The organism is Pseudomonas sp. SP16.1 (assembly GCF_052682975.1).
On record NZ_JBQYFZ010000002.1, the window covers coordinates 16,852 to 30,889 of the forward strand.

A 14,038-nucleotide genomic window follows, 5' to 3' on the forward strand; every position below is an offset into this window, starting at 1 on the left:
GGGATTGCCCCATCCCATGGCCAAGGTTGCCTCACCCCAAGGTGACTGCGTTGCTCCCCATCTGTTGATCAAGTTCCGCTGGATCAAAGCCCGGGTTTACCCCCGCCTCAGCCAGGTTTTCCAATGCCCGATCGCACTGCTGGCAGACCAGCTGGCGGACGAGTTTCACCTTGTCCCATTCGCCTTCGGCCATCCAGGCCTTTTCCATGGATTCGCGCAACTCATCGCTGTTGGCCAGTTCGCGCAGCTGCTGTGCCAGGCCGGCTAGCATGCGCAGCGCCCGGGATGGACTTACCCCCATGTCGGTGGCCAGCGCTTCCCAGTCTGCCGGGGTGATCCTCTCCGGTTCATGGTTGTCGGCCACGGCGAAGGCGAGATGACGATCATGGGTGAAGGGTAGGGTGCACATCAGGTCATAGGCCGGGGCGAGCGCCCAGTTGCCGCCGGCGTCCTGGATCACCGAGAGGTTCTTGGCGTGGCCATCGCAGTTGCCGGTCAGGACGTTGAACATTTGCCACTGGAGCAGCTGCTCGACCTGCTGATCTGGATGCTGGGTGATCCCGCGCAGGAGCGCCGCGCACGCGGCGAGGGAGGGGCCCGAGTTGGTCTCGCGCTTCTGGGCGGAGGATAGGCCCAGCGCCTGGCAGAGGTCCTCCTGATGCAGGCGCTGCAGGTTGCCGGCTTCGTCGTACTGGCGGTCGTAGCGGCGCACGAGGAGGTACAGACCCTGATCGGTGCGCCCGACCTGCGTCCATGCGGCGGGGACGCTGGCGGCACGCGCCAGGTGCGTCAGGTAGAGCTCGTTGATGATCAGCGAACTCCAGGGGGCGAACTTCAGCAGGTGCGATGAGGCCTGGCTGCCGGTGGGTAGGTAGAGTTTGCCGTTCTGCGCGAGCGCGGGGATCTTGTCCTGGTTGCCGGGGAGCGTCAGGCGAGTGTCGCTGAGGTTGCCGGCGCCGTAGAGCGCGTAGCGCTCTTTCCCACTCGCCCATAGGCCGAGGGCTTCGAGGTCGATCTGCCGGCGGCCTGCAGGTTCTTCTGGGGCGATCCCGTCCGGTATGAGGCGCACGGCGCCCGGGCAATCTCCGGCCAGGGTGGCGAGAAGGTCGAAGTCGGTGTCGGGGAGCCCGAGGCGTGCGGCCAGGGCCTGGCGGGCACCTTCTTCAGGCAGCAGGTTGGCAAACCAGTTGTGGGCGCGCAGATCCCAGTGGTCGAAGGATTTCGTGGCCAGGGGCAGGCTGTTCGAGATGGCCAGTCCAGGAACGGGGTCGGCGTAGGTGAAGGCCATGGTTCGCTTGTCACTGGTCAGCAGCAGTTCGCCTACTCGATGCGCGCCGCGCCAGACCTGCAGATGTTCGGCCATGATGATCCCGCTCCTTTCAATTTGATCCATGAAGAGTAGGTGAGACAATCCCGGAGATGAAGAGTTGGCCGCTAATGCGATCGGCGCCGACGGCGGGCGCCTGCAATTGGTGGACGAATCCTCGGTTCTGTCCACCAATGCGCCTGAGGGGGGGTGGCCGCTTGACATATAGGCACAAGTGCCTAATTATGAGCTCAAGACTACCTGCCGCTTCATCCAAGGATGAGAGTCATGCCTCGCACCATCGAAAGCATCGTCGAGAACCACCGGGTTGCAGCTGAGCGTCGTGCCGCCGGCAAGCCCGTGTGGGATCGCAGAATCGACATCAAGGCGATCCTGCGCGAAGACCAGGCGAACACCTCGAATGAGCATGCTGCACGGGTGGCCAACCGCATCGGCGCATTGATCCGTAGCAAGGTGCCGGCGAGCTGGTTGGATTGGGAGTCGTCCGATTTGGATGAAGATCTGACCAACATCGTTGAGGGGATGGAGGCACTGAAGCCTGATAGTTATCACGGCGAGGTGGAGATCACCCCGTTGAAAGACCTGAACGGCATGCTGGATCAACTCTACGACTGGGCTGATGGCAAGCGTGTTTGGCTCGGCCATTGATGAAAGGAACCAAGATGCAAATTTTTGGCGTACAGCTTCGCCAGCCTGGGCTTTCAGACCTCCCGTTGGTGGGATTTATTCTGGCCTTCGCTGCTGCCCTGGTCGGATTCTCGATGCTCGTCCTGGGATGGGATATCGGGCGATCAAGCGCGATCATCTACGGCTTTACAGCGGCAGCCATTGCAAGCGCTTGTGGTGTCGATTTTCGGGCGCACGGTCTCCGTGGCTTGCTCGTGGTCATCGTGATTATGGTCTCGCTGGTGGTATCCACCGTGGGGCTTCATTTGTTGTTCAACTAGGAAATCTCCGTGCATCCACTCCAGCGCATTTTAGGGCGCAAAGCCTACGGCGCTTTCCGCCGCGGTCTCTGCTGTCGACTGGGCTTCCACGGGCCGAAGGTCTGTCCGGATGGTTCTGCTGCAAACGTGTGCAGCTGGGGTTGTGGCTTGGTTTACAACCCGAATATGTGGCAGGACTACGTTGTGACACTCAAGGATGGCGAGAGTTATGAAGTTCGCGCTACCAACGAGTTTCATGCTGGTTCGGTGGTGGTGTATGGCCTGCAAAACGGTGGACAGGCGAAGCTCAATGGCCGCACCGGAAGGCCGTTGCAAGACGTTAAGGTGCATCGAGAAAACATAGCCAGCATCAAGCTCAAATTGATCGAGGAATCTAGCGGTGAAGAATGCACAGACCTTGTATCGCGGCCTTAACTGGCAACAATCGTGGGCGTTGCGACTGAAGCTGCGGGGGGCGGACCGTCTGCCGAGAGGCTTCAAGCCAATCACCATCGAGATCGAGGGTCCAGAAGAGCGTGCACTGGAAACGCTGGGCCGGTCGGTTGTCTCCAGCATTCGTGATGCGCTGAAGCCGGATGAAGCGGCAGCTCAGCAGAAGCCTGTCGGTGAAGCTCCTTTTCTACTCATCAAAGACGAATTCCATCTCTAATCTCACGCTGATCAAGGAGCTACCTGATGGGCGAACAACTCACACTTGATGGAGAGCCTTCTGTAAAGGCTCACAACCTGAGCGTCTATCAGGTAGGTGACCACGACTACTATGCGGCCAATTCGGCGACTGAGGCTGAGCAACTCCACCTGGATGTGAACGAGTTGGACGAAGTGGATCGTGAGCCTGCTCAGCTTGTGTCTGATGATGTTTTGGATAAGCCCTGGCAGGAAGAGGATCATCCAGGGGTTGCTGCAGGAACGCTCCGCGAGTGGCTGTCAGAGGCAACACAGCCGTGCTGGCTGTCTGGCACTCAGTAATCGACTGTTTGAGGAAAGCATCCATGAAGCAAGATCAGCATGAACTTCAGTCGAGCGAATCCGCGAATGATGCCACTGCCCGCTCCGCGGCGGCGCTGGCTTCCGAGCCCTGGGTCTTCTGGGCTCTGATGGGACGATGGGGCTTCATTGCGGCTGCTGTCCTGTACTGGGTCGGCGTGATCAATGTCAGTCCTCTGGATCTCGCCGAGTGGCTCGGCAGTTTGGCGCCCGGTACTCGTGTCGCTGAGGTAGAGCCATCCCAGTTCCTTTCCGGCCCGCTGACGTTTATTCACCGATTCGTGGGTGGCGTGAGTTGGGCGGCTCTGGTGCTCCCGTGGGTGGGCTATGTCCGCTATCGCGTCGGCATCATCGAGGCCGGCTCGAAAGAGGCATATCACCAGCGCCGCTGCGAGGAGGCGGCGCGCGCAGCGCGGCCTGCGCCGGTCGGTGTGCTGGTTGGAATTAGCATTGCCAAAGGTGGCTTCTTCTCGTCCAGCGAGACCCTGGTGGAGACCTCGGAGGGCTTCTTCCGCGTGTCAGGGCTGTTAGGCACCGTCAAAAAGGGCGAGCCCGTGTTCAAGCAGGGCGGCCAACTGCTGGTCGGCGCCGAGGGCGCCCAGAGGCGCTACACCGTAATCAGCTGATGCAGAGAGGTTCGCCAGCATGGCCGCGCAACTGATCCACAACGCCTTCGCCAAGGCGGGTGTCCCGCTTTGGGTCACCCCATACGATGCCCGCGTGGCCCTCCGGCTGCGGAACTACCATTCCTCGGTCGCTGATGAGCTGGCCGAGTGGATGGCCAGGCGGCTGAGCATGAGCTTCGCTGCGGGCTACCTGGGTCGCAAGCCGTTGCCGATTCGTGGCGAGGATGTCACTCGCCAGCTGGCGAAGATGGGCTATTGCGAGCAGAACGCGGCCGAGATCGCCGGGATGATGTGTGAAAGCCAGCAGCTCCTTCATCAGAAGGGGTGCGATCGCCGGTCGTTGTCCGCGAAGGACGCAGCCCTGTTCAGTCAAACGACTATCCAATAGACGCGGAGCGCAGTATGGAAAATCGACTCAGTTCGATGGTTGTGATGGGCCTGATGTTCACCGTCTTTGCCGGTGTGGTTGCAGCAATGCTCGGTGTTGCTGCTGTCATGGGCCAGGCCGAGGCGGTCCTGCGATTCCAGGGCGTGAGCGAGCTACTCAACCGTCACTGGGTGGATGTGATGATTCTGGGCCCCGGGATGTGTGTCGTCTTCGGAGCCGCCGGCGGAATGATGATCGGACTCGGCGCAAGTGCTCGTCGCCGTCCGCGGGAGTTCGCGTACGCGCTGCCCGCCTCCGAGAAGGCGGGCGCATGAAACCTGCAGACACGCAGATGCTCGGGTTGGTCAACGCCGTCCGGGAGTTCACCGGGGAAGGCATGATGTCTGCCAAAAAGGCGCTCGCCGCTACCGGTAATGACCCTCTTCTCGCCTGTGGCTATCTGAAGTACAGCGGCTGCCTGATCAATCTGAATGGCGGTGACCGTGAGGCGTGGACTCTGAGAAATGCTGAGGCGTATGCGAAGCTGCTGGCTCTCGCTGAGGATGGCCGGATCGTATGGCGCGCAGCGCCTGAGTCCGCGCCCGCCGACGCCTCAGTCAACCAAACTGATTTAGAAGGACCTGGCCAATGATGACCCAGCTCGAAACAGCCATCGTGAATGCTGCTCAAGGCCTTCTGGCCGATGAGGTGCGGTTCTACCTCATGCTCAAGGATAGGGCTGACACGGAAGAAGATCAGCGGGACTACGATCGGGCTCGCGGTGGCCTAACAGCTCTGCTTGCCCTGGCCCATCAGGCCGACAGCGGACTGTCTGCAGCTGCTGTCGAGGCGTTGCACGATATCGAGGCGAAGGAGATTGCCGCAACGAATGAAGCGCGCGAGGCGCTGGGCACGAGCCCGCTGCGCGTCGGGGATTGAGGGTGTTGCACACTGTAGTGCAACAGGATGCAACATCAAGCTCATGAGATAGGTGTCCAGCATGGCCGAAACCAAGACGAAGCCCTTCACAAAAGAGGACATGCTCTGGGAGTTGGATTCCACCATCAAGGATCTGGCTCGGCAGAACTCGACCGAGTTCCGCGGGCGCTACTTCGGTGAGTGCCGAGGGATTCTCCGCACGCTCTACCTGCTTGGCATGGTCGATGAGGTGGAGCACGCAGAACTCAAGGTCAAGATCGATACAGCTCACCAGCAGGCGATCGCACAATGCGAAGCTGCTGGCGAATCGCTGGATCCTGTCGTGGCCCAGAAAGAGGCTTTTCGGAGCCAACTCAACGTCGACCAGCTGGCCAGCCAAAGGGCAGGGGGCTGACATGGCGTTGATTGAGATCGCCCTGGAGCGCGCGTTGTCGGCTTACCGCGGCAAGCGCGACAAGGCTGGCCAGGCGTATGTGCTCCATCCCCTGCGCCTCATGGCGAAGATGCACGACGAGATCTCCCAGGTCGTCTCGCTCCTTCACGATGTCATTGAGGACTCGGATGTGACGGCCGAGGATTTGCGGGAAGACGGTTTTCCAGAGGTCGTGATCGAGGCGGTCGTGGCGTTGACGCGCCAGGCCGGCGAGTCCTACATGGCATTCATCGAGCGGCTGAAGCCGAACGACCTCGCGCGGAAGGTGAAACTTGCCGATATTGAGGACAACCTCAACGTGCTCCGCCTGGTCGAGCTGAACGAACAGGATCTGCGGCGCGTCCAGAAGTATCACAAGGCCTGGCATTACCTGCAGGCTGTGTGAGCCCCGGTGGCCGCGCCTGACTGCGCGGCTAGTTCCAGAAGGCCCTGGTGTCCCATCCAGGGACCAACCCGAGAATGGCCGGGGTCATCCCGGCCTTCGCTAGCGTTGCCGTCGGCAACGTGGCCATCAGCCCCTTGAACTTATCCTTCCAGTCCGCCGTCGGGTCGACGACCCGCAGCAGGGCCTGCACGGCTACTGCCCGGGCGAACACGCGCCCCCGGTCGGCGTGAGCCGGAAACTCCTGCTTGATCGCCTTCGCGAAGACCGGTGTGTCCGAGGTGATCGAGGTGTTCCACAGCCGGCCGTGGTGGGCGCTCAGGTTGCGCAGCAGCGTGAGGCTCTTCAGCCAAGAGCAGACGACCGATTCATCGTAGCCAAAGCAGGCGGCGATGCTCTTGCGATGATCCAGGTGCAGGCCGGCCAGTAGCCGGGACAACTGGCCGATGCTCATGGCCTCCAGCACCGCCCAGATTGGCGGAAAGGGCGGGCTGTTGTAGGTGTCGTAGTAGTGCCGAATTGGCGCGTTTTTGATCCTCAGCCCGAGGACGTTCTTCAGAAAGTCACGGTGCTCATCGAGCCCCTGGAAGTGAATCGCGTCGAGGTAGAAGTGGGGGCCGCAACTGCGGTCATTGGCCAGGGTGTTGGCGATCGCCGCGCGGAAGGCGACCTCAATACGGTCGATCGCGTCGAGGCAGACGAGTCGCAGGCGGCGGTCGAAGTCGTAGAGCGCCAGGATATCGTCGAATCGCACGCCCGGGTGAAACTGCTTGGCAGCGTCCTGGAGAGGGCGCATGTAGATCAGCAGGCGGAAATAGCCGATGAACTCCAGGGCCTTGATGGCCTTGTCGCGTTGGCCGCGGGTGTTGAGGCCTTTCGTTCGGAGGTGACGCAGCAGGGCGTGAGGGGTTTTCGCAGGCTTGGAATAAAGCGTGGGGGCATGCGGCATGCCGAAGCTTCCTGCTGGCAGTAGAAAAAACTAACCCCCTGGTGCGCAGTACGGGACGAGTCCCGCCCGAGGCGTGGGGGTTATTCTTGGGACGAAGTATTGCGCAATACTGCGCGTGATGCAAGGTGAAGTGCGGTTATCCGGCGTGAAGTCCCGTGAACCCCGTCATTGCACTTGCGGCGGTGCATAGCGCCATACGAGGCCAGCGATGGGCACGTAGAGGCCAATCAGCGCGAAGAATGCAGCCTCGTGCACTGTGGCTGACGGCACATAGGGCGCGATCACGGTAACGGCTGTGAAAGCCAGGCCGAGGCAGCTGAACAGCTTGAAGGCGGCGCGCTTGGACATGATAGACCTTTCGGTTGTGGTGATGCGTGGAATATAGCGGCCTGGGCGGCCGGTTCAATGACGGCGAACGATCTCGTAGCCGGCGCCAGTTCCGGCGCCGCGCGGCGCCGTCTACTGCGGCGCGGCCCTGGCCGTTCGTCGGGAACCTCCTCTGAAGCTCTCGGCGCCGGCCGTCGGCGCCGTGGACTACTTCGCCAGCCACCCACAAAAAAGCCGGCTTGCGCCGGCCTTTTACTGCACTGAAGGAGTTGGCTCAGAGTTTGCGGCTGAAAATCGGGGGGCTGGCTGGTGTCGGCTCGGCACCCTCCACTACATCCAGCGCCTGCAGGTCGACCAGCAGCGCTCGGCGCGGTGTGTTCGGGTTGTCGGGGTTGGTGTTGTCTTGGGTGGCGATGATCAGGCCGTAGAGCCATATGCCATGGTCGTTGGCCAGGAACGCGTCCTGCAGGCGGCGGGCGGTAGCTTCGTCTTCGACCTTCAGGAAGTTGGCGGTCGGGCCGTTCTCAAAGCCGAGGCTGTAGACCCGGTTGTCCGAGAAGGTGATGTAGGCCTTCTCCGGCGGCATTTTGCTGTACGCGTCCCAGCCGACGGTTGCCTTGCGCTTGGCGTTCTCCAGCTCCGGCCGGAACAGGCGGTTCTGGATCTCGAAGCCTTTGCGCTCGAAGTCGTAGGGTTGGAATTCCATCTCCTGAGCCGTGAAGAACATCTTCACGTAGCGGTCCTCGGGCGCGGCGAGGATCTGCTGCTGGATGAATGGCTGAATGGCTTCCACGGCATCGCTCTTGGTGAACGGATTGCCAGCGTTCTCGGCCTCTTCCAGCTGCTTGAGCAGCGGCTGGAGGTCGGGTTCGGCCTGCTCGATGTTGATCGACTTGGCGATGAACTCAATGCTGTCCATCTGCTCTGCCTGCTTGTTGTACATGAAGGCCAGCTGGTTGCCGGTGGTGATCTCCAGGTACTGGTCGAAGCTCGGCGCCGGCCCGGGCGCGCCCAGCCGGAATTTCGAATCGGCATTCACTTCGCGCGGGTTCTCCGCTACGGCCGGCTCGGCAACCTTGGTTGCCGCCGGCGCTGCCGGTTGAGCCTTGGCCTGCGGTGCTGGCGACTTGTCGTCGCCGCATGCAGAGAGGAGCAGGGCAGTGCAGAGCAGTGCGCCGATCGCGCGGCGCTGGTGGTGGTGGATCATCTGGGAGTCCTTGTTGGTTGGTCAGTTAGCCGGGGGCAGCGAGGCTTCGCTGCCCGTCGCCGGGCCATAGTTGAAGAGATCAATCCTCCCTTCGGCCGGAGTTTTGCAGTGGGCGCGAATCAGCTCACCAACGGCCTTGCGGTATTCATCCTGAGCGCCAAATCGTGGCCCAAAAATCGGGGCCACGCCGACCATAGAAATGACAAGTAGGATAGTGAGCGTCTGCAGCGTGCTTGTTAGCCCTGCGGTCAGCTGCGTCGTATCTGCTTGCACCATCTGGGCAGCTACCTTCTGCACCGATTCGGGGCTGATAACAAGCATCAGCACGGAGCCCCAGAAGAGTGCCAACGGAATGGCCGTCAGGTACATCGAGAAGACGTTCATCGCAACCTTGAGGAAGTTCTTGCCTTGGGCGACTGCTACTGCCGGCTCTTGATGAACTCGCTTTTGCAGCTTGGCGTAATCAGCATCGCTGAGGTGGCCCACCGCAACGCCATTCACCTTGACCTCCCAGTTGAGAGGTGCCTCCGCATTGATCCGTTTTTCGTAGCCGGCGGCGACACGACTTCGTGCATAGCCGATTGCCAGTGTGAGTGCTGCCGTTAGAAGTAGGGTGTAGGTAATGCCATAGCCGTTGCTCGGGGTGCCGTACAGTAGTACCAGCAGCAGTGCAACTGGGACGGCCATGCCGATGTTGATCATGAGCTTCTGGATCGCTGCTTTGGTCATGCTTGTGCCTGCTCTTCAGTGCTTGGGGTTAACGGGGTGGCGAGGCTGTAGCCACCCTCTTGGAGGCGCCGGTGGAGCATCTCTTGGGAGCCGCCCCAGAACCCGGTGTCCTTGGCCCACTTCACGCGGTGCGAGTAAACGGTGCGGCGCACTGAGATGCCCGGTGCGCCGCCGTCGTACTGGGGATTGCCTGGGAGCATGACGCGCTCGATGCGCAGCGCGTCAATGGGGCCCATTTTGCGCCAGACCTGGCCGACGGCCAGCGGGTGCGGCTCGAACTCGGCGACGTGTTCCCAGCCGCCTGGCAGATCATCGGGTAGTCGGTCGCTCATGGCGTGCTCCTGGTGTCAGTCGTGCTTGATGGGGTCAACGGCCTCCAGCTGCAGGAGCAGGGCGTACTGTTGGCCGTCGTGTTGCCAGGTGTAGGTGGCGTAGTCGCCGGCGCCGAGCGTCTTCTGGCCGCCGACCTTATAGGTGGCTACGCCACCTTTTTCAGCCTTGATGTAGTGGAAGAAGTTGATATCGGAGGAAATCTTCTTGGCCGTGGTGGCCACTGCGGGAGCGATGTTCATGACCTCGCCAATGGTTTCGGAGATCTGCCGGCCGCGCAGGCCTCCAGGGATCTCTTCAGGCACGGTGCGAGTATGGGTAACCAGGTCCTTATGCGTTGCCGGCTCGCCGTCAGTGGTGTGGAGACGCTTGTTCCTGAGGATGGTGTAACCATCGGCGCCGGCGATCGCGGCAGGCGCTTCATCCAGGGGCGTTCCGCTCTTGACGCGCAATTGCTCCTCGGTAACCGGCTTCTTGAGCTTGATCAGCAGGGCGCGGTATTGCAGCAGGTACTTCGAATTCAGGTGAGGGTTGACGCTGGGCGGGAGCTGGTCGGTAGCGCTGACCGGACCAGCAACCAGTGCCACGGAGGCGAACAGGGCGGCGCACAGGGAAGAAAGGGACTTTTTCAAGAGAAGCTCCATGTTTTCGGGTTGAGTCTCAATAATATAACGCGAAAGGCGTTCGCGCTTCTATTCAACTCGCTGCACTTTGTTCTTGCTCGCTGGCCTTGATCGCGTAGCGGTACTGGAGGCGCCATTCAATGGCGTCGTCAGGGCTGCCCAGCGAGCCGGTCACCTGCCGGCGCCTTACCATCGATGCAACCTGTTGCGCGGTGATTTCCAGGGCGCCGCGTTTCACTGCAAGCGCGCGCTTGGTCAGGGCGATGTCGAAGTGCGATTTGTAGGTGCCCTGGTACTGGTGATGCCTCAGTTGAACGCCAATGGCGGCCGCCATGGCGCGCAACTCGTCTTCGCCGTCGGCGATCATGTGGCACATGACATAGGTGCGATTGCCGACCTTCAGTGAGGCCCGCATATCGTCGACATAGACAGCCATTGGTCCCACCTCTTGGCATGACCGGCCGGAGCCATAAAGCTGCCGGTCTGTGTTTATTTGTGAGTCTCAGTAATATAGCATTGCGTGCATATTAAGGCGATTTGCTAAAGGTGCAGCCTTTAGGAAGGACAGCATGCAATTCCAAACCACTGAACAATTCAGCCAGGTGGCCACTGCGCTACTGCGGCATCACTACCTTGCCCAGCTGGCCGGCACCTACCTGGCCAACCCTGACGCCCAGCTGGCGTGCATTCATCAGGGCATTCAGCCATTCGAAGCGGTCAACGCCGTGGCTCGTGAGTACGGGCTGCCCCGTATGGAGATCGGGCTGTTTGGGCTGTCGCTGGCTTCGCCCGATCGCCCTCTGGTTGAGGGCGACCAGCTGAACGCCTGCGAGCGGCTCGGCCTGTTCGAGCTGCTGCAGGATGTCCCCCCTTATGCAGAGCGCGCTTCGGCGTAGGAGGTAAGGGATGCTGCTGGATGGAGCGGTGTCGGAGCTGGTTGGTCCAGGTGGTTCTCCGGCGGCGTCCGCCGGCGGCGCCGGGAATGATGCAGTCGCCGCGGTGGCGAACACCTGGGCTGACCATTTCAACGTCAATCCGGATGAGCGCGATGAGTTCATCGCGCGGTACGTTCGCCGGGTTCAGGAGCACCGCTTCTGGGCGGTTGGTGATCAAGTGGCAGGAAGGACGCATGCAGCGTGCCGCCTGGGAGAGATGCTGTTCTTTTACGACGGGTGCACCGTGCAGGTTAGGCGCCTCGGAGAAAGACCAAGGCCGACCTGGAACCGTCGATCTGACAGCATAAAGTGTGAGATTGAACGGTGGGGAGGTCAGCTGTACACGAAAGTGCAGTTGCCATCTGTGACGCCGGAGGGAGCGCATGTCGGCAAGTTGGTCAGGCGCCTGAAGCCAGTATTTGCGAAGAAGGTGGCCTGCTCTGCTGTCTTCGACAGCATGACTACCTTTAGCAAGGCCTATCGAGCTGTCGCTTACCAGCAAGTTACCGCCGATGTGGGGTCGAGCGGCCTTGCGTTGGAGAAAAGCCCAGACTGCCGATATACCAGGCCAAGGTTGCGTTTCTACATGCGACTCGGCGCCGGTACATTCAAGCGCTTCTTTGCGTTCCTCAATCAGGACATCCTTCGGACTGTCCGCGGTGTTGGATGCCCGAGCTTCACTCTCTACAACTGGATCGCAGCCGGCGATGTTGATCGGAGGATTCAGGCTGTCAGGGCATATCCACTTTTAGTTCCTTACATCCTTCTTCAATGGGAACAGCACAAGCACTCGTTCCTGAAAACCAATGCGGTTCAGCCATTCGGTATGCACGCAAAGTCCATGCGCCTCGGTGAGTTGGTCGATAAGGGCGAGAAGATTCTGCCGTTGCTGGCTGAGGCATATAGTTGGCCTGAGCGGTGGGTGAAATCTGCTAGCGCCTTCCCGTTGCGACATACCGGGTCCGCGCTGCGGATGATTGGCCAGCATGGCTGGGATGACATGCTCTCCCCCGTGATCAGGGCTACAGGCCTGGGTAACCGCAAGCCAAACGGCAAGTCAGAGTGGGCTGTTTGGTTCCGATTCCTGGAAGCACTGCCTTGGGCCCTCATGCATTCCGTTGATGAAGGCGACTGGGCTCGTTTTCTTGCGGGTTGTCCTGAGTGGTCCGCGCCGGAATGGGAAGAGATCCTCCCTCGCTGTCGCGACCTCGGGGATCTTAACTTTGATGACGCTGGCTTCGGGCACGACGATCTGGGCCTTCCTAAGCTTCCAGCGTGGCCGCTGCGTCGATATCTGAATCTCAGCGCCCAGTGGCACAAAGCGCGTGATGAACTCGTACGCGAGCTTGCGAAGGAAGATGAAGAACACGCTGCTAAAGGCGACTATGCATGGGCGCGCATGCTGCCGCAGAACCTTGTGCATGAAAGCACTGATGTTGAAATCGTCGAGTTAACTGTTCCGGAAGAGTTGTATCTAGAAGGGCGTGCACTCCACCACTGTGTCGACGGCTATAGCAGCTACTGCTACTCCGGAGACAGCAGAATTGTCTCTTTCCGGAAGAACGGCAAGTCGCTGGCGACGGCCGAATTCTGCCTTCGCCCTTGGAAGGACAAGCCATCTCTTCGAAATTTGTATTGCGCCCAGTTTCGCGGAAGTAGAAATGCCGTTGTTCCGCAAGCTAGTGATGCTGGCCAAGCATTTGCCTGGCTGATAAAGCAGATTCGTGTGCGCAAGGTTCCCGCTGAGGTCATCTGGCCAAGTGTGCCTGAGCATCTGAGGCCTGCGCGGATGCAAGATCGAGATGATCAGGTAAAGAAAAGAATGATTGTATGGCTGGGTAATGCAATTAAAAAATAAACATGGGGATTGCATTTAATGATGTGTTCTGATGTGTCACTCTGTGCTGTTTGCTCTTCTGAGTTAAAAGTGGCGGCAAACCTAGACAGCGTGGAATCCATGTATTGCAGCAACTGTATCGGCGAAGTCGGGTTGGATGAGGTTTTTATAATTTTTGCGAAGCGTTACTCGATGGGGGAGTTTCGGAAGTCAAGAGTCTTCAGCAACTCTTTACGAATTTTGGAGTTAGCCCGCTCGGGCCTGGACATGTTCTTTCGGGAAGAAACCCAGCTTTTCGATTATGATCCAGGGTTTCTGGCGATTTATGATGTGTATGGGCGATGCCATCGGCTGATTTCATCGACGATGAACTCAATTCTCAGGGATGATTTTGCTTCCGCAGAAATATTGGCTCGTGCGTCCACTGAAACCTGCGTAAATGCTCTTTACTTATTGAAGGGAGACAGAACAGAGAATGTCGTCGCTTATTTTAATCACCATTTGGCTGCCAAAAAGAATAATATAAATAAATGGGAGGAAAGCCTCGCCAGTGATGACTCATCTCAATATCAAAAATTCATGCGGAGAAAGATTAAGAAAGCGCGGGAAGATGTGGCGTTGTACAAGCGCCTTTTGGTCGACGCATTCTCTATGGATGGGGTTGACTTCAAAACTTATAAAGCATGGCCAAACCACCATGATAGATTTAAAGCGGTCGGATTCGCCACTCACTATAGGACAGTTTACTCGGCGCTTTCAAATCAAGTTCACGGTGATGCCGAAGACACAATAAACAGATTTATAGAGGCCGTGCTTAATCCTGATATTGCAAAAAAAGTTAAGGTGGTTCGCAATGCTGAGTCTGTGACTTTCGCTTATCTAATGGCCCTTGGCACTGTTCAGCTATTCGTCACGCTTACGCTGGCCTATATGAACGCATATATTTCTGAGGAAGAGCGTGCATGCGGCAGTAAATGGTCAGTGTTCTTTGAAGATCTTCTCGTCCAGGCAGAGGGGAATTCAGCATTAATAAATATGGCGCATGATCAGGTCAAGGGTCTTGGCTCCTAGATAGGAATTCCAAAGGCCACTA

Annotated in this window: 23 protein-coding genes; 15 read left to right on the forward strand and 8 right to left on the reverse strand. The window is 59.3% G+C overall.

The window, feature by feature from the left end; all coding sequences use genetic code 11:
• Positions 1-31: 31 nt before the first annotated feature.
• On the reverse strand, positions 32-1,363 hold the full coding sequence (locus ACUTAF_RS24415; protein ID WP_445582525.1) for a HipA domain-containing protein: 1,332 nt from the start codon (positions 1,361-1,363) through the stop codon (positions 32-34).
• A gap of 231 nt (positions 1,364-1,594) precedes the next feature.
• On the opposite strand from ACUTAF_RS24415, the gene ACUTAF_RS24420 reads away from it, so the two are divergent.
• The 12 genes from ACUTAF_RS24420 (at position 1,595) to ACUTAF_RS24475 (ending at position 6,011) form a co-directional block, all read left to right on the forward strand.
• A complete protein-coding gene (locus ACUTAF_RS24420; RefSeq protein ID WP_073666245.1) occupies positions 1,595-1,975 on the forward strand; it encodes a hypothetical protein in 381 nt (126 codons plus the stop codon).
• Positions 1,976-1,989: 14 nt separating this feature from the next.
• Positions 1,990-2,274 (forward strand): hypothetical protein, encoded by a 285-nt coding sequence (locus tag ACUTAF_RS24425; RefSeq protein ID WP_073666244.1) that lies wholly within the window; start codon positions 1,990-1,992, stop codon positions 2,272-2,274.
• A 9-nt stretch (positions 2,275-2,283) separates the two neighbouring features.
• Entirely contained in the window at positions 2,284-2,688 is a 405-nt protein-coding gene (locus ACUTAF_RS24430) for a hypothetical protein (RefSeq protein ID WP_445582526.1), read from the forward strand.
• Entirely contained in the window at positions 2,654-2,923 is a 270-nt protein-coding gene (locus ACUTAF_RS24435) for a hypothetical protein (RefSeq protein ID WP_445582527.1), read from the forward strand. The genes ACUTAF_RS24430 and ACUTAF_RS24435 overlap by 35 nt, the downstream gene beginning before the upstream one ends.
• A gap of 26 nt (positions 2,924-2,949) precedes the next feature.
• Positions 2,950-3,243, forward strand: a complete 294-nt coding sequence (locus tag ACUTAF_RS24440; RefSeq protein WP_445582528.1) for a hypothetical protein — start codon at positions 2,950-2,952, stop codon at positions 3,241-3,243.
• A gap of 23 nt (positions 3,244-3,266) precedes the next feature.
• Complete coding sequence (locus ACUTAF_RS24445; protein WP_445582529.1) at positions 3,267-3,887, forward strand: hypothetical protein; 621 nt, start codon at positions 3,267-3,269, stop codon at positions 3,885-3,887.
• Positions 3,888-3,906: 19 nt separating this feature from the next.
• Complete coding sequence (locus ACUTAF_RS24450; protein WP_279648997.1) at positions 3,907-4,275, forward strand: hypothetical protein; 369 nt, start codon at positions 3,907-3,909, stop codon at positions 4,273-4,275.
• 14 nt (positions 4,276-4,289) lie between these two features.
• Positions 4,290-4,589, forward strand: coding sequence for a hypothetical protein (locus ACUTAF_RS24455; RefSeq protein ID WP_445582530.1), 300 nt, complete (start codon positions 4,290-4,292; stop codon positions 4,587-4,589).
• Positions 4,586-4,906 (forward strand): hypothetical protein, encoded by a 321-nt coding sequence (locus tag ACUTAF_RS24460; RefSeq protein WP_445582531.1) that lies wholly within the window; start codon positions 4,586-4,588, stop codon positions 4,904-4,906. The genes ACUTAF_RS24455 and ACUTAF_RS24460 overlap by 4 nt, the downstream gene beginning before the upstream one ends.
• Positions 4,903-5,193: a hypothetical protein gene (locus tag ACUTAF_RS24465; RefSeq protein ID WP_445582532.1), complete on the forward strand. Its 291-nt coding sequence runs from the start codon at positions 4,903-4,905 to the stop codon at positions 5,191-5,193. The genes ACUTAF_RS24460 and ACUTAF_RS24465 overlap by 4 nt, the downstream gene beginning before the upstream one ends.
• Positions 5,194-5,254: 61 nt before the next feature.
• Positions 5,255-5,587: a hypothetical protein gene (locus tag ACUTAF_RS24470; RefSeq protein ID WP_279649001.1), complete on the forward strand. Its 333-nt coding sequence runs from the start codon at positions 5,255-5,257 to the stop codon at positions 5,585-5,587.
• Position 5,588: 1 nt separating this feature from the next.
• On the forward strand, positions 5,589-6,011 hold the full coding sequence (locus ACUTAF_RS24475) for a GTP pyrophosphokinase (protein WP_445582533.1): 423 nt from the start codon (positions 5,589-5,591) through the stop codon (positions 6,009-6,011).
• A 28-nt stretch (positions 6,012-6,039) separates the two neighbouring features.
• Here the strand turns inward: ACUTAF_RS24475 and ACUTAF_RS24480 are convergent, their stop codons facing one another.
• From ACUTAF_RS24480 to ACUTAF_RS24510, 7 genes are all read right to left on the reverse strand, one after another.
• Entirely contained in the window at positions 6,040-6,957 is a 918-nt protein-coding gene (locus tag ACUTAF_RS24480) for an Abi family protein (protein WP_088192465.1), read from the reverse strand.
• 165 nt (positions 6,958-7,122) lie between these two features.
• The gene (locus tag ACUTAF_RS24485; protein ID WP_279649004.1) at positions 7,123-7,305 is read right to left on the reverse strand and encodes a hypothetical protein; all 183 of its coding nucleotides are present in this window, start codon (positions 7,303-7,305) and stop codon (positions 7,123-7,125) included.
• 253 nt (positions 7,306-7,558) lie between these two features.
• On the reverse strand, positions 7,559-8,491 hold the full coding sequence (locus tag ACUTAF_RS24490) for a hypothetical protein (protein ID WP_279649005.1): 933 nt from the start codon (positions 8,489-8,491) through the stop codon (positions 7,559-7,561).
• 21 nt (positions 8,492-8,512) lie between these two features.
• A complete protein-coding gene (locus ACUTAF_RS24495) occupies positions 8,513-9,220 on the reverse strand; it encodes a hypothetical protein (RefSeq protein WP_445582534.1) in 708 nt (235 codons plus the stop codon).
• A complete protein-coding gene (locus tag ACUTAF_RS24500) occupies positions 9,217-9,552 on the reverse strand; it encodes a hypothetical protein (RefSeq protein WP_034023683.1) in 336 nt (111 codons plus the stop codon). The genes ACUTAF_RS24495 and ACUTAF_RS24500 overlap by 4 nt, the downstream gene beginning before the upstream one ends.
• A gap of 15 nt (positions 9,553-9,567) precedes the next feature.
• On the reverse strand, positions 9,568-10,182 hold the full coding sequence (locus ACUTAF_RS24505) for a hypothetical protein (protein ID WP_279649007.1): 615 nt from the start codon (positions 10,180-10,182) through the stop codon (positions 9,568-9,570).
• A gap of 64 nt (positions 10,183-10,246) precedes the next feature.
• Complete coding sequence (locus tag ACUTAF_RS24510; RefSeq protein ID WP_270031601.1) at positions 10,247-10,609, reverse strand: DUF4031 domain-containing protein; 363 nt, start codon at positions 10,607-10,609, stop codon at positions 10,247-10,249.
• A 133-nt stretch (positions 10,610-10,742) separates the two neighbouring features.
• On the opposite strand from ACUTAF_RS24510, the gene ACUTAF_RS24515 reads away from it, so the two are divergent.
• From ACUTAF_RS24515 to ACUTAF_RS24525, 3 genes are read left to right on the forward strand one after another with little or no spacing between them, the layout of a single operon-like run.
• Entirely contained in the window at positions 10,743-11,069 is a 327-nt protein-coding gene (locus ACUTAF_RS24515; protein WP_445582535.1) for a hypothetical protein, read from the forward strand.
• A 10-nt stretch (positions 11,070-11,079) separates the two neighbouring features.
• On the forward strand, positions 11,080-12,966 hold the full coding sequence (locus ACUTAF_RS24520) for a PcfJ domain-containing protein (RefSeq protein WP_445582536.1): 1,887 nt from the start codon (positions 11,080-11,082) through the stop codon (positions 12,964-12,966).
• Positions 12,967-12,984: 18 nt separating this feature from the next.
• Positions 12,985-14,016 (forward strand): DUF5677 domain-containing protein, encoded by a 1,032-nt coding sequence (locus ACUTAF_RS24525; RefSeq protein WP_445582537.1) that lies wholly within the window; start codon positions 12,985-12,987, stop codon positions 14,014-14,016.
• Positions 14,017-14,038: the final 22 nt, after the last annotated feature.

Excerpts from the sequence above, each read along its gene's own strand:
- ACUTAF_RS24525 (WP_445582537.1), top strand. The coding sequence starts at position 12,985 with ATGATGTGTTCTGATGTGTCACTCTGTGCTGTTTGCTCTTCTGAGTTA.
- ACUTAF_RS24480 (WP_088192465.1), bottom strand. The coding sequence starts at position 6,957 with ATGCCGCATGCCCCCACGCTTTATTCCAAGCCTGCGAAAACCCCTCAC.
- ACUTAF_RS24510 (WP_270031601.1), bottom strand. The coding sequence starts at position 10,609 with ATGGCTGTCTATGTCGACGATATGCGGGCCTCACTGAAGGTCGGCAAT.
- ACUTAF_RS24500 (WP_034023683.1), bottom strand. The coding sequence starts at position 9,552 with ATGAGCGACCGACTACCCGATGATCTGCCAGGCGGCTGGGAACACGTC.
- ACUTAF_RS24515 (WP_445582535.1), top strand. The coding sequence starts at position 10,743 with ATGCAATTCCAAACCACTGAACAATTCAGCCAGGTGGCCACTGCGCTA.
- ACUTAF_RS24445 (WP_445582529.1), top strand. The coding sequence starts at position 3,267 with ATGAAGCAAGATCAGCATGAACTTCAGTCGAGCGAATCCGCGAATGAT.
- ACUTAF_RS24440 (WP_445582528.1), top strand. The coding sequence starts at position 2,950 with ATGGGCGAACAACTCACACTTGATGGAGAGCCTTCTGTAAAGGCTCAC.
- ACUTAF_RS24460 (WP_445582531.1), top strand. The coding sequence starts at position 4,586 with ATGAAACCTGCAGACACGCAGATGCTCGGGTTGGTCAACGCCGTCCGG.
- ACUTAF_RS24495 (WP_445582534.1), bottom strand. The coding sequence starts at position 9,220 with ATGACCAAAGCAGCGATCCAGAAGCTCATGATCAACATCGGCATGGCC.
- ACUTAF_RS24490 (WP_279649005.1), bottom strand. The coding sequence starts at position 8,491 with ATGATCCACCACCACCAGCGCCGCGCGATCGGCGCACTGCTCTGCACT.
- ACUTAF_RS24520 (WP_445582536.1), top strand. The coding sequence starts at position 11,080 with ATGCTGCTGGATGGAGCGGTGTCGGAGCTGGTTGGTCCAGGTGGTTCT.
- ACUTAF_RS24465 (WP_445582532.1), top strand. The coding sequence starts at position 4,903 with ATGATGACCCAGCTCGAAACAGCCATCGTGAATGCTGCTCAAGGCCTT.
- ACUTAF_RS24420 (WP_073666245.1), top strand. The coding sequence starts at position 1,595 with ATGCCTCGCACCATCGAAAGCATCGTCGAGAACCACCGGGTTGCAGCT.
- ACUTAF_RS24415 (WP_445582525.1), bottom strand. The coding sequence starts at position 1,363 with ATGGCCGAACATCTGCAGGTCTGGCGCGGCGCGCATCGAGTAGGCGAA.
- ACUTAF_RS24425 (WP_073666244.1), top strand. The coding sequence starts at position 1,990 with ATGCAAATTTTTGGCGTACAGCTTCGCCAGCCTGGGCTTTCAGACCTC.
- ACUTAF_RS24485 (WP_279649004.1), bottom strand. The coding sequence starts at position 7,305 with ATGTCCAAGCGCGCCGCCTTCAAGCTGTTCAGCTGCCTCGGCCTGGCT.
- ACUTAF_RS24470 (WP_279649001.1), top strand. The coding sequence starts at position 5,255 with ATGGCCGAAACCAAGACGAAGCCCTTCACAAAAGAGGACATGCTCTGG.
- ACUTAF_RS24450 (WP_279648997.1), top strand. The coding sequence starts at position 3,907 with ATGGCCGCGCAACTGATCCACAACGCCTTCGCCAAGGCGGGTGTCCCG.
- ACUTAF_RS24455 (WP_445582530.1), top strand. The coding sequence starts at position 4,290 with ATGGAAAATCGACTCAGTTCGATGGTTGTGATGGGCCTGATGTTCACC.
- ACUTAF_RS24475 (WP_445582533.1), top strand. The coding sequence starts at position 5,589 with ATGGCGTTGATTGAGATCGCCCTGGAGCGCGCGTTGTCGGCTTACCGC.